The sequence below is a fragment of the Methylobacterium sp. J-030 genome (assembly GCF_022829545.1).
In the GTDB taxonomy this organism is placed as follows: domain Bacteria; phylum Pseudomonadota; class Alphaproteobacteria; order Rhizobiales; family Beijerinckiaceae; genus Methylobacterium.
In genome coordinates this window covers 1-15,033 of the sequence record NZ_JAKSYM010000264.1, presented here as the reverse complement: position 1 = coordinate 15,033, position 15,033 = coordinate 1, and the positions used below count along the sequence as shown (strand labels likewise).

Genomic DNA, 15,033 nt, shown 5'->3' with positions numbered 1-15,033 from the left:
TGCGATTGCCGGCGAAGCCCGGACCGATGGTCCGGTCGGCACGGGCGATTAGAAGTTAAGGAGCCGTCATGGGCCAGCCCTTCGAGCCGCCGTCCGGCGACGGGATCGAGAGCGTCGAGCTGAAATCCGCGCTGGAGGAGCGCTACCTCGCCTATGCGCTCTCCACGATCATGCACCGGGCGCTGCCGGATGCCCGCGACGGGCTGAAGCCGGTGCACCGGCGCATCCTGTACGGCATGCGGCTGCTCCGGCTCGATCCGAACACCGCGCACAAGAAATGCGCCAAGATCGTCGGCGACGTGATGGGTGACTTCCATCCGCACGGCGACCAGGCGATCTACGACGCCCTGGTGCGGCTCAGCCAGGACTTCGCCCAGCGCTACCCGCTGGTCGATGGCCAGGGCAATTTCGGCAACATCGACGGCGACGGCCCGGCGGCCTACCGCTACACCGAGGCCCGGCTCACCGAGGTCGCCCGCCTGCTGCTCGACGGGATCGACGAGGACACGGTCGATTTCCGCCCCTCCTACAACGGCGAGAAGGAGGAGCCGATCGTTCTGCCGGCGGCCTTCCCGAACCTGCTGGCCAACGGCAGCCAGGGCATCGCGGTCGGCATGGCGACCTCGATCCCGCCGCACAACGCCGCCGAACTGTGCGACGCGGCGCTCTACCTGATCAACCATCCCGAGGCGACCTCGGCGCATCTCGCCAAGTTCGTGCAGGGGCCGGATTTCCCGACCGGCGGCATCCTGGTCGATTCGGCCGAGTCCATCGCCGAGGCCTACCGGACCGGCCGCGGCGCCTTCCGGGTCCGCGCCCGCTGGGCCAAAGAGGATCTCGGCCGCGGCACCTGGAACATCGTCGTCACCGAGATCCCCTACGGCATCCCGAAGGGCCGGCTGATCGAGAAGATGGCCGAGTTGCTGCAGGAGAAGAAGCTGCCGCTGCTCGCCGACGTGCGCGACGAATCCGCCGAGGACGTGAGGGTCGTGCTGGAGCCGCGCTCGCGCACGGTCGATCCGGTGATCCTGATGGAATCGCTGTTCCGGCTGACCGAGCTGGAGGCGCGGATCCCGCTCAACCTGAACGTCCTCGTCGGCGGTCTCGTGCCGAAGGTGATCGGGCTCGTCGAGTGCCTGCGGGAATGGGTCGACCATCGCCGCGTGGTGCTCCAGCGACGCTCGCGCTATCGGCTCGGCCAGATCGACCGGCGCCTGGAGATCCTGGGCGGGTTGCTGATCGTCTATCTCGACCTCGACGAGGTGATCCGCATCATTCGCGAGGAGGACGAGCCGAAGGCCGCCCTCATGGCCCGGTTCGAGCTGACCGAGTTGCAGGCCAACGCCATCCTCGATACCCGCCTGCGCAGCTTGCGCAAGCTGGAGGAGATGGAGCTGAAGCGCGAGTTCGAGGCGCTCACCGCCGAGAAGGCCGAGATCGACGCGCTGCTGGCCTCAGAGCCGGCCCAGTGGAAGGCGATTCAGGCGCAGATCCGCGCCGTGAAGAAGACGTTTGGGCCGGAGACCAAGCTGGGCCGGCGCCGTACGACGCTGGCGAGCCCGCCGGATGTCGGCGGCATCGACTTCACGGCGGCGCTCGTCGAGCGCGAGCCGATCACCGTGATCGTCTCGACCAAGGGCTGGATCCGGGCGCTGAAGGGCCACGTCGCCGACCTCTCGGGGGTGGCGTTCAAGGGTGACGACACCCTGAAGATCGCCTTCCCGACCGAGACGACCCAAAAAATCCTGCTGCTCGCCACGAACGGGAAGGTGTTTACCCTGGAGGCCTCGAAGCTCCCGGGCGGCCGCGGCTTCGGCGACCCGGTGCGCCTGATGGCCGATCTCGACGACGGCACCGAGATCGTGGCGGCTCTGCCCTACAGGCCGGAGACCAAGCTGCTGATCGCGGGCTCGGACGGGCGCGGCTTCGTGGCGCCCGCCGACGCGCTGGTGGCCAACACCCGCAAGGGCAAGGGCGTGCTCGGCCTCGACGGCGACGCGACGGCGGTGGTGCTGATCCCGGCCGACGGCGACTCCGTGGCCGTGACGAATACGGAAAAACTGCTGCTGGTCTTCCCGCTCTCGGAGGTGGCCGAATTGGCCCGCGGCAAGGGCGTCCGCCTCCAGCGCTGCCGCAGCGGCGGCCTGGTCGACGCGCACGTGTTCAAGCTGGCCGACGGCCTGCCCTGGCAGGACGGCTCGTCGGAGGGCCGGCTCGCCAATGCGTCGGTGCTGGAGAAATGGCTCGGCCACCGCGCCGAGGTCGGTCTGATGATGGCGCGGAGTTTCCCGAAGTTCGAGCGGTTCGGGCGGTGAAGCAAGGCGATGAGAAGGTCACGGACCTCCAACCTACCCCTTCATCCAGAAGCGCCGGAGCGTTGGGAAGGCCTCGAAACGGCTCTCACCAGGTTGATCAAAATCGGCCTCCGGTTTTGCGACGAAAGACTGCGATACACCAGGGACCAGATCAGGCGACGCGTTGGCCTGCCGACGCATGATTGATGAGGATCCTGCGTTCCGGCCCGTCGGGGAAGCTCGACCGCGACCATGATGCCGTCGCGGCGCTCCGGACGACGGCGCGTGATCACGGTCGCGGTCACCGACCCTTCATGGCTCGCGAGGTCCTCATGGCCGAGGAGCGGGGGCCGGGTTCTGTGGCGATGAACCGGGTTGCGCAGGTGCCTGCGGGATCGAATTCTGGGGTGGAGGCGGTGGCTGCTGGCCGGAGGTGGGGGAGGTCCGATCGTCCTGCAGGGTCTGGTTCGCTTTGGTTTGGATCTGATCGGCGGTTTGCTGGCTGATCAGGCCGTAAGAGACGGCTGCGGCCAAGGCGATGGCGACGACGGCGCCGATGATCGTCTTCGTCAGCTTGGGCGGCATCGGTGCGTTCTCCTGATCCATAGCTGCGAAGGAGGGGGCGCCTCGTGAACGTGGCGCGACACGATCAGATCCCTCGAACCGCGCATCGGGGACGGGACGCGCGGCGATTGCTGCGCATGAAACGCTGATTGCCCGTGCCAGGCGGGCCAAGGCCCGTTGCCAGGGACGCCACGCGAGCGGCTTCGCCTACGAAACGCCGACTCTGTCTCAGCTTACGGTCGCCGGAATGGGCGCTTCATCGATGATGGCTTAGGTTCACTGCACGCGACGGCCCGGTAGAGGTCGATGCGCTGGAGGAGAAACATGAAGCCGTTTTCCACGCCCCTCCTGGCCTTATGTCTTGCGCTGATCGGCGCACCGGTACTGGCGCAGACCACCGAGCCCCCCAAGCCACCAGGTCCCCCCCAGGCGCCGGCCGGAGGAACGCCGGAGAAAATCCCTTTCGGGCTCCCGTACGGTGCCCCGGTCACCTACGAGCAGGCCAAAACGATCCTGGCAGCGGCGGAAGCGGAGGCGAAGAAGCGCGGATGGCCGATGAATATCGCGGTGGTCGACACCCACGGCGAACTCGTGCACTTCGCCCGGCTTGATGGCGCGCAACTGGCCTCGATCCGCATCTCCCAGAACAAGGCGCGCACGGCCGCACGCTGGCGGCGCGAGAGCCGGGTATTCTTCAACTTCTATGCTGCAGGTTCGACCTACTACGGCACCCTCGATCCGGATCTGGCAGCCTCGCCGGGCGGCATCCCGTTGATCGTGGACGGCAAGGTCATCGGCGCGATCGGCTGTAGTGGCGGCACCGGGGATCAGGATGCAACGATCTGTCAGGCGGGGGCCGAGGCATTGAAGTAGGCGACAACCCGATGTGGCGGGTGCGTCTCCGCTGGAAGAGCCCGGCGGGTCGCGAAGCTGCGGCAGCCTGGCGCGCCGCGATGGACGGGGCAGGGGGGCTCTCCGCCATGGCCGAGGACAGCCGGAGCGTCGGCGACCTGCGCCGCAAGTCCGAGATGACGGACGCGGAGATCGAGGCGCCCTGAGCGCGGGACAGGACCTGGGTGGGGGAAATTGACGGGGCATGGACGCCCTCCCAGGCGCCCGCGTACCCGATGACCTCTGGGCAGCGATCGCGCCGCGTCTGCCCCCAGGCCGGCGAAGCCGAAGGGGGGTCGGCCGCGTGCGTCGGACCGGGCGGCGCCGGCCCGCATCATCGTGGTCCTTGCGGGACGGCCCAACACCTTGGAGGGCACCTGCGAGGGCACCAGGCCATCGGCGGCGAGCAGTGCGACCGGCCTACATCACACGGTCGGCGATGGTCTGGGCGTAGGGCACCGAGTCTCGGAACGAGGGCCGCTGCTCCAGGCGGTCGCTGAGTGCCGCAAGGTTCGGGTGGAGGTCCCGCCAGGGCAGTTCCGCGAAGCGGACCGAGAGATAGCCCACCGCCGTGCCGGCCGCGATGTCGCCGAGGCTGAAGCGGTCGCCCACCGCCCATTCGCGGTTGCCGGCAAGGCGGGCGATCTCGGCCAGGCCGCCCTCGATCTTGCGGCGCTGGCGCGCCAACCAGGGGGCACTCGCGTGCTCGCCGCGCTGGCGCTCGAAGAAGGTGAGCACCAGGGCGTCGCAGACGCCGTCACACAGGACTTCGAGCTTGCGCGCCGCGAGCGTGCCGGCGATATCGTCGGGCAGCATCGGCGTCTCGGGGTGCATGAGTTCGAGGTACTGCAGGATGTAGCTTGATTCGTAGACGCTGCCGCCATCGGGCAGCAGCAGCACGGGCAGCTTCTCCAGAGGGTTGTGGCGCGGCAGGCTCGTGGTGGAATCCCACGGCACCTCGGTCAGCAACTCGAAGGGCAGGCCCTTCTCGGCGAGGGCAATGCGCACCTTGCGGGCGTAGGGGCTCGGGGTCGCGCTGATCAGCTTGAACATCGTCGAGGCTCTGGGATCACTCGGCCGGCACGGCGTCGAGGCGGTGCTGCGCATCGAATCGCGCCCGATCGGTGGCGCCCTGCCGACTGCGATCCAGGCGCGAGACCAGCCAGCAGGTTCCGAAGGCGAGCGGCAAGGTCACGAGGGCCGGCGGATCGAGCGGGAAGAGCGGGGCGGCATGCCCCAGCACCTTCACCCAAACCGCCGGGCCGACCACCGTGAGGACCAACGCGCTCACCAAGCCGGCTGTCCCGCCGGCGACGGCGCCGAGCGTCGTCAGCCCGCGCCAGTACAACGCCAGGATCAGAACCGGAAAGGTCGACGAGCAGGCGACCGCGAAGGCGAGGCTGACCATGTAGGCGACGTTCTGCCCCTTGAAGGCGATGCCCAGTCCGATCGCCACGAGGCCGAGGACGAAGGTCGCGATGCGCGAGACCTGCACCTCCCGGCGTTCATCGACGTGCCCGCGTCGAACCACGCTGGCGTAGAGATCGTGGCTGACCGCGCTGGCACCGGCGAGCGTCAGCCCGGCCACGACCGCCAGGATGGTGGCGAAGGCCACGGCCGAGACGAAGCCCATCATGGCGTCGCCCCCCACCGCGTGGCTGAGATGGATCGCAGCCATGTTGCCGCCGCCCCGCAGCATCCCGGCCGCATCGACATAGGCGGGATTGCCGACCGTCAGCGCCACGGCGCCGAAGCCGAGCACGAAGATCAGGGCGAAGAAGGCGTTCATGAAGGTCGCCGCCCAGAACACCGAGAGGCGCGCGGAGCGGGCATCCGGCACGGTGAAGAAGCGCATCAGGATGTGCGGCAGCCCAGCCGTGCCCAGCATCAGCGCGAGGCCGAGCGAGAAGGCCGAGAGCGGATCCTTGGCCGGAAACTGCGGCGCGAGGATCGCGGCGCCCTTCGGGTGAACGGCGGCAGCCCGCGCCAGAAGGGCGTTGAGGTCGAAACCGAAGCGGGCGAGCAGCAGGCCGCCGATCGCGAAGCCGGCGATCAGGAGCAGCACCGCCTTGACGATCTGCACCCAGGTGGTCGCCACCATGCCGCCGAACATGACGTAGCAGACCATCAGCACGCCGACGACGAACTCGGCGTAGAGGTAGTCGAGGCCGAACAGAAGCTGGATCAGCTGACCGGCGCCGACCATCTGAGCGATGAGGTAGAACGCCACCACCACGAGGGAGGCGCAGGCCGCGAACACCCGGATGGGCCGCTCGGCAAGGCGGGTGCAGACCACGTCGGTGAAGGTGAAGCGGCCGAGCCGGCGCAGTCGCTCGGCCAGCAGGAACACCACGATCGGCATGCCGGTGGTGTAGCCCACCGCGTAGATCAGACCGTCGAAGCCGTTGGCGAGGACGAGTCCGGTCAGACCGAGGAAAGCGCCGGCCGACATGAAGTCGCCGGCGATGGCGAGTCCGTTCTGAAAACCCGTGATGCGTCCGCCCGCGGCGTAGAAATCCTCGGCCGAGCGGGTGCGCTGCGCGGCCCACCACGTGATCCCTAGGGTGAGTGCCACGAAGACGAGGAAGAGGCCGATCGCCACGCGGTTCATCGTCGTATCCCGGGTCCGGTGCGGGCGCGGATGGCCCGCGCCTCGGCACGGTTCGCGACCACGACGTAAAGGCCGGTGAGGGCGACCCCGAGCCCGATCACGCCCAGCCCGAGGACGAAGGCGACGTTGACGCTGCCCCCCCGGACGAGGGGCGCGGCGCTCCAGGCCGGCGCGAAGGCGCAGAGCCCGATGAAGCCGAAGAACGCGGCGGCGAGCAGGCCCAGCAGGAGGAGGCCGAGACCGAGCGGCTCTGTCGTGGACGGTTCGGAGCTCACAGCAGATTCCGGTCCCTCGTTCGCCCTGAGCCGATTGCACGGCTCGTGCCAGTCCCGGTCCGAGAGCTGTGCCGTTCGGCGCGTCCCTGTTCCAAGCCGGAGGCGTTTCCCGAAGCGGCCCGGCCGTGTCCGCCGGACCGGCCGGGCGGGGACAATGCGGCCTGTGGCGCACCATCGGCCGGACGGCATGGGCTACCGATCGTGGCGCGGGCAGGCCGCTCGGACGGCGGCGCTCTGTCCGGCCGCGCCATGTCCGACAGGGCTCTTCAGTACATTGCCGGGTCCGGGCTGTCGCTCGGATGCATCATGGTCTTGCTCATGGCCGCGTTCATTGGGAAGTTGAGGTTGATCCCGCGCGGCGGGATCGGCTTGGTGAACCACTTGTCGTAGAGCACCTTGCCCTCCGGGCTGGTGTAGAGCTTGGCGGTCGCGGCATCCGCCACCTTCTTGAACGCCGGATCGTCCTTGCGCACCATGATCCCGTAGGGCTCGGGACGGGAGAGGGCGTCCGACGAGATCCGGTAGGCGCCCGGCTCCTTCGAGGAGGCGATCAGCGAGGCGAGCAGCACGTCGTCCATGATGTAGGCGGCGGCACGGCCGTTCTCGACCATCAACCACGCCTCGCCGTGGTCCTTGGCCTGCAGGACCGTCATCCCGAGGTTTCTCGCGGTGTTGACCTCAAGGGTCTGAAGGATGTTCGTCGAACCCGGGATCGACACGACGGTCTTGCCCTTCAGGTCGTCGATCTTGTCGATCTGCGCCGATTTCTTCGAGGCGAACCGCGTCGCGGTGAGAAAGTGGGTGTTCGTGAACCAGACTTGCTTCTGTCGATCCGCGTTGTTCGTGGTCGAGCCGCATTCGAGGTCGATCGTGCCGTTGGCCATCAGCGGAATGCGCGTTGAAGCGGTCACCGGGACCAGCTTGACCGCCAGCTTCGGCAGCTTCAGCTCGGCTTTGACCGCATCCGTGATCCTGTAGCAGATGTCCATCGCGAACCCGACCGGCTTCTGATCACCGTCGAGATAGGAGAAGGGGATCGACGCATCCCGATAGCCGATCGCGATCTCGCCGCTGTCCTTCACCTTCTTCAGCGTACCGGTGAGTTCTTCGGCCCCGGCGGCGTGAGTACCGAGGAGGAGGATCGCCGACAGGATCAGCCAGGACTTGCGCGACATAAAGATCCTCCAGCCACACAGGGTGCCGCGCTTCCGGGCGAGTCCGGGACGGACATTGCGGCCGCTCCGATACGGCACGGCAGCGGGTGAATGACCCGGGGCAAGTTCTGCGCCGTTCCCGATCTTGCATGGCGATCAACAAGCCCGGCCGATGACGCGCCGCCGGGCTTGCGCAGCCGCGTCGATCCGCGATTGACGCGGCAGAGCAAGCGGCGCGTCCGTTGGCCAGCCGTTCCAACCCTCCGGTCCGGTGCCGCGGAGGAGCCGGTGACCTGCCCGGTTCGGCAGGGCGTCGCCACCCCAGGAGGCGCCACCCCAGAAGTCGCCACCCCAGGACGAGCCGAACACAGTCCAGCCGCCCTCGTGGCCCGGCCGGTGGCCCGCTGCACCACGCTGCCCCAGACGGTGAAGGATGGATCCGGCGTGCAGACGGGGATCGTCAGATCGACTCGGCTGCCGGGCTCGTCTCCCCCGCGAGCCAATCGATGACCGCCTTCAGCGCCGTGCCGTCGGTCGCGCCTCTGTCTATGGCGGCCGCGTAGGCAGACAGCTGGTGGGCCGCGCTCGATCCGGTGTGCGCAATCACCTTGGCGTGCGCGATCTGGGAGGTGCAGCCCAGCGCGGCCGCATCCTCGGCGATGAGATCGAGTAGGGCATCGACGGCCTCGGCCACGGGCACGGCGCGCTCGGACGCCTCGTCGATCAGGGAGGCGCCCGTGCCGTTGCGCTCGGCCCGCCACAGGTTCTCCATCACGAATCCCCGGGAGGCGCCGGTCAGGCCGGCATGGATGTCCGGGCGGCGGTCGATCAGGCGGACGAGGCAGCGGTAGAGCTGGGCGATGGTCAGGGTGTCGTCCAGCCGCGTGCAGCTGTCGGCGACGCGCAGTTCCAGGGTCGGGTACCGGATCGAGGGCCGGATATGCCACCAGAAATAGGTCGGATCGGGCACGGCGCCGGCCGCGGTCATCACCCGCACATACCGGGCATAGTCGTCGGCATCGTCGAACAATTCCGGAAGGCCGGTCCGCGGCAGCTCGGCGTAGGCGCGCAGGCGATAGCCGTGCAGGCCAGTCCGGCGCCGATCGTAGAACGGCGAGGATGTCGAGAGGGCGAGCAGCAGCGGCAGGAAAGGGTAGATTCGCCGCATGATGTCGACCCGCCTCTCGGGTCGCGGCACCTCGACATGGACGTGCATGCCGGCGACCACGGAGCGACGGCCCGTGATCTGCAGGTCATCCATCATCCCGCGGTAGCGCGGCTTCTCGGTCTCCTTCTGTGCGGACCAGACGGCGGTGGGATGCGTCCCGGCGGCAAAGAGCTTGAGACCGTGCGTGCGGGCGGTCGCCTGGAGCTTGCCGCGCAGAGCGCCGAGCGCCGAGCGCGCTTCGTCGACGCTGGCGGTCGGCTTCGAGCAGATCTCGACTTCGTTTTCCAGGAGTTCCCGCTCGACCGAACCCAGGCGCTTGGCCGCATCGTGGAAGCCGTGGATCGCGCTGCGCGGTGCCCCCCGCGAGCGGGCGCTGGCCAGGAAGAACTCTTCCTCGATCCCGAACTTGTAGTCGTGTCCCGATTGCCGCGCCATGATGTGTTTCCGATCCCCGGAGGTGCCGCGGCCGACCTGTCCGCCGGGGGCGTCCCTGTGCCCTCTGACGCGGTGAAGCGCAGTTTCAACCTCAGCATGCGCGATCTGCGCCAAAACGCGTCGACGCGCGTTCGCCAACGCGCGACGCCCGGCGCGTTTGTCAGCCGGCAGGCGCTGGCACGCGCGGTCTCAGCCGACGGGACGCCCCGTCGGCTCCTGCGGTATCCGGATCGGCGCGACGCCTGAGGACGCGGCTTCGCCCGATCGTGCAGCAGGGTTGAGGGTCGGAGCCGTCCATCCTGCCCGGTGGCAGGCGGCGCGTCCGTGACTGGTGTCGCCGTCGAAGAACCCGTGGATCGGGGAGCGTCCTCGGTCCCCGTGGCTCCGGGATCGGCACCCGGTCGCCGAGGAACGGCCGACGATGTGCCCGAGCCGGTTGGAACCGCGACGCGGAACCAGCGATACGAAACGGCGGACGTTTGCAGCCTTTCACGGTAAGCGGCACGGCAGCATGTCCGGTCGATCACACGAGCCGGCGCGCGCGGCGTAGCGATCGAGCGCCGGCTCGCGTGATCTCCGGGGGCCGGACCGTCGTGGCGGCGGCCCGGCCTCTCTGAGCGGCGCGGATACGGATCCGAGGAGAGCCCCCATGACGCCGCGTACAGAACCCCACGCGGGCGCCCCCTGCGACCTGCGCCTGTCCGACGCCACGCTCGCCGACGGGAGCCGGGCGATCGTCGACATCCTGGGCGACCGCGTGGCGGCCCTGCGGGATCCCGGCGCGCCGCGGCCGCCCGCCGGCCGCACGATCGATCTCGGCGGCGCCCTGGTGCTGCCGGGCCTCTCGGACGGGCACGTCCATCTCGACAAGTGCCTGCTCGGCCTCCCGTGGCGCCCGCACGCGGCGGCGGGGTCCGTCCGCGCGATCATCGCGGACGAGAAGGCGTTCCGCCGGGCCGCGCGGATCCCGCTCGCCGCGCAGGGTGCGGAGGCGCTGCTCGAACGCATGCTCGGCGGCGGCACGACGAGCCTGCGGACCCATGTCGACATCGACGACGTCACGCGGCTCGACCACCTCGCCCAGATCCTCGACCTGCGGGCGCGCTGGGCCGACCGGCTGCAGATTCAGGTCGTCGCCTTCCCACAGAGCGGGATCCTGGGCTGCCCGCCAGTCGCCGCCGACCTGGACGCGGCCCTGCGGATGGGCGCGGACCTCGTCGGCGGTCTCGACCCCGTCGGCATCGACGGCGACCGCGACGGTCACCTGGACGTGGTCTTCGCCCTGGCCGAGCGGCACGGAAGGGGCATCGACATTCATCTCCACGACGGCGGCGCCGCCGGCCTCGACACGATCGCGGCGATCGCTTCCCGCACGGAAGCGGCTGGGCTCGGCGGGCAGGTCACGATCAGCCACGCCTTCGCCCTCGCGGAGGCCGACGACCTGGACCTCGGCCGGCTCGCGGAGGCCCTGAACCGGGCCGGCGTCGCCATCCTCAGCAGCGTCCCGGGCGGGCGCCGATGTCCGCCGATCCCGCGGCTGCGGGACCTCGGCGTCCCGGTCTGCTTCGGCACCGACAACGTCCGCGACTGCTGGAACCCCGCCACGGTCACCAGCATGATGGCCCGCGCCCAGCTAGCCGCCTACCGGTTCGATCTGCGCGGCGACGCCGATCTCGCGCGGCTCCTCGACCCGATCACCGTCACCCCGGCACGGGTTCTCGGCCTCGGCCCAGGCGTGATTGCGCCCGGCGCGCGGGCCGACCTGATCGCCTTCGTGGCCGGCGGCGTGCCGCAGGTGATCGTGGAGCGCCAGGAGCCCATGCTCGTCGTCGCGCGGGGCGCCGTCGCGATCGACCGGCGCGCCGCCAGCACGGTGCCCGCGCCGTGAACGACCGTGCGCTGCGCTACCTCCTCGCCGTCGTACGCGCGGGCTCGGTCCGGGCCGCCGCCGAGGGCCTGAACGTCGCCGCCTCGGCGGTGAGCCGGCAGATCATCGAGCTTGAGGCGCAGATCGGCGAGACCCTGCTCGAACGCCTGCCCCGGGGCGTAGTCCCCACCGAGGCCGGCCGTCTGGTCGCCGCGCACGCGCAGCGGCAGGCCGACGAGGCGGCCCTGCTGGAGGATCAGCTGAAGCGCCTGCGCGGCGTGCAGCGGGGCACGGTCAGCCTGCGCTGCGGCGCCGGCTTCCTGATCGATCTCCTCGACAACGCGCTGGCGGGGTTCGCGCAGGACCATCCGGGCATCGCCTATCAGGTCGAGATCGGCACCACCGACGGGATCCTCGCGGCGATCGCCCGGGGGGACGCGGATATCGGCCTCGTCTACAACCCGCCCGCGCATCCGGATGTCCGCGGAATCGTCTCGGCCCGGCAGCCGCTGCTCGCCATCCTGCCGAAAGGGCTTCCCCTTGCCGACGGGGCGGCGCCCGTCCCCCTGCGCAGCTTCGCCACCGAGCCCGCCGTCCTCCTGCCGCCCGACCACGGCGTGCGCCAGCTCCTCGGCCGCGTCGAGGCGGATGGCGGCTTCCGGCTGGTGCCGCGGCTGGAGACGGCCGCCTTCGAGCTGCACCGCCGCTTCGTCATGGCGGCGATGGGTGTCGCGTTCCTGCCCCGTTTCGTGGTCGCGGCCGAGCTGCGCGACGGTCTCCTCGCGGCGGTGCCGCTGCGCGACGCCATCCTGTCCGAGGCGAGCGCCCATCTCGTCATCCGCGCCGGACGGCGGCTGCCCGAGGGCGCGGCGCGGCTGCTCGGCTGGCTGGCCGACCACATGGTGGCGTTCCGGCCGCCGCCGGGCTGACCGGTACCGTTCTGAATTCCCGCACATGATGTGCGGAAATCAGCGATTGTCGCAACGCTCGTTTGCCGGAACTCTCGTGCCGCTTCGTGGGGACGGATCGGCATGACCATCGCAATGGTAGGGGTCGTCGGGCTCGGCAACATGGGTCTGGGCATGGCCGCGACCCTGGCCCGCAAGGGCTTCGCGGTCCTGGGCTACGACCTCGATCCGGCCCGGCGTCCCGCCGCCGAGGCGGCCGGCGTGACCACCCGCGACGCCCTCGACGACGTGCTGCGCCGGGCCGACGCCCTGGTCTTCTCGCTGCCGCTGGCGCGGGACGTGGAGGCGGTCGTCACCGCCGAGGGCGGCCTCCTATCCCGGACCGACCGGAAGGTGGTCGTCATCGACACCTCGACCTCGGATCCCGGCACGACTAGGCGCCTCGCCGAGCGCCTCGCCGCGGCCGGTCACGCGCTCCTCGACGCGCCGGTGAGCGGCGGGCCGTCCGGTGCCGCCGAGGGCACCCTGACCATGATGGTCGGCGGGGCGGAGGCGGATTACGCGCTTGCCCGGCCGGTCCTGGAGGCGATGTCGGCCCGGGCGCCGCATGTCGGGCCGTCGGGCGCCGGCAACATCGTCAAGCTCGTGAACAACCTCCTGGTGGCGGCCCATCTCGTGACCACCGGCGAGGCCCTGCGCCTATCCGAGGCGGCGGGCCTCTCGGCCGAGGAGGCGGTCAAGGTCGTCAACACCGCGACCGGCCGCAGCGCGATCAGCGAGGTCATGGTCCCACGCTGGGTCCAGTCCGGCACCTTCGACAGCGGCTTCTCGGCCGGCCTGATGCGCAAGGACGTGCGCCTCGCCCTCGAACTCGCCGCCGAATGCGGGATCGAGCTGCCGCTCTCCGCCGAGGTGAGGCGGATCTGGCAGGCGACGCAGGCCGCCATCCCCGACGCGGCCGACTTCACCCGCATGGCCGATTACCGCGATCGCAAGGGAGCAAACTGATGTCCGGCACGCCGCACGCGCCCGCCGCCGACCGGGTCGCCACCCTCCTGGCCGACCTGCTGCCGGGCGGCCGCATCGGCAGCGTCGTGGCCGGCGCAATCCTCGCCGGGACCGGCGCCGCCCTCGATCTCGTCAACCCCGCCGACGGATGCGTGCTCGCAAGCTTCGCCGATGCCGGTCCGTCCGTGGTCGAGGCCGCCATGGCGGCGGCCCGCGACGCCCAGCGCGCGTGGTGGGGGATGAGCGCCGCCGCCCGCGGCCGGGCGCTCTGGGCCGTGGCCGCCCTGGTCCGGCAGCACGCCGCGGCTCTGGCGGAGCTGGAGACCCTCTCGGCCGGCAAGCCGATCCGCGACACGCGCGGCGAGGTCGCCAAGGTCGCCGAGATGTTCGAGTACTACGCCGGCTGGTGCGACAAGCTGCACGGCGACGTCATCCCGGTCCCGACCTCGCACCTGAACTACACAAGCCACGAGCCCTTCGGCACCGTGGTGCAGATCACCCCCTGGAACGCGCCGATCTTCACGGCGGGCTGGCAGATCGCGCCGGCGATCTGCGCCGGCAACGCCGTTGTGCTGAAGCCCTCCGAGCTGACGCCCCTGACCTCGCTGGCGCTGGGCGTGCTCTGCGACCGCGCCGAGGGGATGCCGCGCGGCCTCGTCTCGGTGCTGGCGGGCGCCGGCCCGACCACAGGCGCCGCCGCGGTGGCCCATCCTGAGACCCGGCTCGTCGTGTTCGTCGGCTCGGCCGAGGCCGGCGCGCAGATCGCCGCCGCGGCGGCCCGCGCCATCGTGCCGAGCGTGCTGGAACTCGGCGGCAAGTCGGCCAACATCGTGTTCGCCGATGCCGACCTCGACCGGGCGCTGGTCGGCGCGCAGGCCGCGATCTTCGGCGGCGCCGGGCAGAGCTGCGTGGCGGGCTCCCGGCTCCTCGTGCACCGCTCGATCCACGCCGCCTTCGTCGCGCGCCTGTCCCACGCCGCCGCGCGCATCCCGGTGGGCGCGCCGACCGACACGGCGACGCAGATCGGGCCGATCAACAATCGGCGCCAGCGGGACAAGATCGCCGCGATGGTCGAGGCCGCCGCGGGAGCAGGCGCCACGATCGCGACCGGCGGGGCCTGCCCCGCCGCCCTGCGGGACACGGGCGGCTTCTACTACGGCCCGACCATCGTGGACGGCGTCGCGCCGGACGCGGCGATCGCCCGGGAGGAGGTGTTCGGCCCTGTCCTGGCGGTCCTGCCGTTCGACGGCGAGGACGAGGCGGTCGCGCTGGCCAACGGCACGCCCTACGGCCTCGCCGGCGCGGTCTGGACCCGCGACGGCGGGCGCGGCCACCGGGTTGCGGCGGCTCTGCGGGCCGGGACCGTCTGGGTCAACGGCTACAAGACCATCAACGTGGCCTCGCCGTTCGGCGGATTCGGCCGCTCGGGCTTCGGCCGCTCCTCGGGCCGCGAGGCGCTGATGGCCTACACCCAGACCAAGAGCGTCTGGGTCGAGACCGCCGCCGCGCCGGCCGTGGCCTTCGGCTACGTGGGCTAGGCCGGTCTCGCGACGAGAACCGGCGATCGACCAGGGACGACATCGTACGAAGCCTCCGGCGGATCTCTGTGCACGCCCCTCATCCAACCCACCCCCTCATCCTGAGTTGCCCGCGTCAGCGGGCCTCGACGGAGAGTTCCAGGGATCGTGCCGGTTCGTGGGGGGTTCCTTCGAGGCCTCCTCTGCGCCCCGGCACCTCAGCGACGGTGTTTCGGGTTAAGCGGTTTGCCATGTGTTTTTGTCCCGGATCATGGCGTTGAGGGTGGTGAGGCGCTTGCGGTCGCCCGTGACTACGGGCTCGGCCTTGGGGTTGCCGGCGG

General features: G+C 70.4%; 13 protein-coding genes and 1 pseudogene. 8 read left to right on the top strand and 6 right to left on the bottom strand.

Annotated features, from left to right (window positions below; genetic code table 11):
* Positions 1 to 68 precede the first annotated feature (68 nt).
* A complete protein-coding gene (gene parC / locus MKK75_RS19375) occupies positions 69 to 2,315 on the top strand; it encodes a DNA topoisomerase IV subunit A (RefSeq protein ID WP_244044158.1) in 2,247 nt (748 codons plus the stop codon).
* A gap of 309 nt (positions 2,316 to 2,624) precedes the next feature.
* Here parC and MKK75_RS19370 read toward each other — a convergent pair whose 3' ends face one another.
* Complete coding sequence (locus tag MKK75_RS19370) at positions 2,625 to 2,879, bottom strand: hypothetical protein (RefSeq protein WP_244044157.1); 255 nt, start codon at positions 2,877 to 2,879, stop codon at positions 2,625 to 2,627.
* Positions 2,880 to 3,182: 303 nt separating this feature from the next.
* Between MKK75_RS19370 and MKK75_RS19365 the strand changes: the two genes are divergently transcribed.
* From MKK75_RS19365 to MKK75_RS19355, 3 genes and pseudogenes are all read left to right on the top strand, one after another.
* The gene (locus tag MKK75_RS19365) at positions 3,183 to 3,731 is read left to right on the top strand and encodes a GlcG/HbpS family heme-binding protein (protein ID WP_244044156.1); all 549 of its coding nucleotides are present in this window, start codon (positions 3,183 to 3,185) and stop codon (positions 3,729 to 3,731) included.
* A gap of 20 nt (positions 3,732 to 3,751) precedes the next feature.
* The gene (locus MKK75_RS19360; RefSeq protein WP_244044155.1) at positions 3,752 to 3,916 is read left to right on the top strand and encodes a hypothetical protein; all 165 of its coding nucleotides are present in this window, start codon (positions 3,752 to 3,754) and stop codon (positions 3,914 to 3,916) included.
* Positions 3,917 to 3,954: 38 nt separating this feature from the next.
* Positions 3,955 to 4,097, top strand: a pseudogene (locus MKK75_RS19355) (IS5/IS1182 family transposase); the annotation flags it as partial.
* Between the two features lie 72 nt (positions 4,098 to 4,169).
* Here MKK75_RS19355 and MKK75_RS19350 read toward each other — a convergent pair.
* The 5 genes from MKK75_RS19350 to MKK75_RS19330 all read right to left on the bottom strand — a co-directional run bounded on the left by MKK75_RS19350 (position 4,170) and on the right by MKK75_RS19330 (position 9,392).
* A complete protein-coding gene (locus tag MKK75_RS19350) occupies positions 4,170 to 4,802 on the bottom strand; it encodes a glutathione S-transferase N-terminal domain-containing protein (RefSeq protein ID WP_244044154.1) in 633 nt (210 codons plus the stop codon).
* 16 nt (positions 4,803 to 4,818) lie between these two features.
* On the bottom strand, positions 4,819 to 6,360 hold the full coding sequence (actP, locus tag MKK75_RS19345) for a cation/acetate symporter ActP (protein ID WP_244044153.1): 1,542 nt from the start codon (positions 6,358 to 6,360) through the stop codon (positions 4,819 to 4,821).
* Positions 6,357 to 6,635 carry a DUF485 domain-containing protein gene (locus tag MKK75_RS19340; RefSeq protein ID WP_244044152.1) on the bottom strand — a complete coding sequence of 93 codons (279 nt, stop codon included), beginning with the start codon at positions 6,633 to 6,635 and terminating at the stop codon, positions 6,357 to 6,359. The genes actP and MKK75_RS19340 overlap by 4 nt, the downstream gene beginning before the upstream one ends.
* 266 nt (positions 6,636 to 6,901) lie before the next feature.
* Positions 6,902 to 7,810: an amino acid ABC transporter substrate-binding protein gene (locus tag MKK75_RS19335; RefSeq protein WP_244044151.1), complete on the bottom strand. Its 909-nt coding sequence runs from the start codon at positions 7,808 to 7,810 to the stop codon at positions 6,902 to 6,904.
* 439 nt (positions 7,811 to 8,249) lie between these two features.
* A complete protein-coding gene (locus tag MKK75_RS19330) occupies positions 8,250 to 9,392 on the bottom strand; it encodes a carboxylate-amine ligase (protein ID WP_244044150.1) in 1,143 nt (380 codons plus the stop codon).
* A 649-nt stretch (positions 9,393 to 10,041) separates the two neighbouring features.
* Between MKK75_RS19330 and MKK75_RS19325 the strand changes: the two genes are divergently transcribed.
* From MKK75_RS19325 to MKK75_RS19310, 4 genes are all read left to right on the top strand, one after another.
* Positions 10,042 to 11,280 (top strand): amidohydrolase, encoded by a 1,239-nt coding sequence (locus MKK75_RS19325; protein WP_244044149.1) that lies wholly within the window; start codon positions 10,042 to 10,044, stop codon positions 11,278 to 11,280.
* Positions 11,277 to 12,188 (top strand): LysR family transcriptional regulator, encoded by a 912-nt coding sequence (locus MKK75_RS19320; protein WP_244044148.1) that lies wholly within the window; start codon positions 11,277 to 11,279, stop codon positions 12,186 to 12,188. Before MKK75_RS19325 ends, MKK75_RS19320 begins: the two co-directional genes overlap by 4 nt.
* Before the next feature lie 102 nt (positions 12,189 to 12,290).
* Entirely contained in the window at positions 12,291 to 13,175 is an 885-nt protein-coding gene (locus tag MKK75_RS19315; protein WP_244044147.1) for an NAD(P)-dependent oxidoreductase, read from the top strand.
* Positions 13,175 to 14,713, top strand: a complete 1,539-nt coding sequence (locus tag MKK75_RS19310) for an aldehyde dehydrogenase family protein (protein WP_244044146.1) — start codon at positions 13,175 to 13,177, stop codon at positions 14,711 to 14,713. Before MKK75_RS19315 ends, MKK75_RS19310 begins: the two co-directional genes overlap by 1 nt.
* The last annotated feature ends 320 nt before the right edge of the window (positions 14,714 to 15,033 follow it).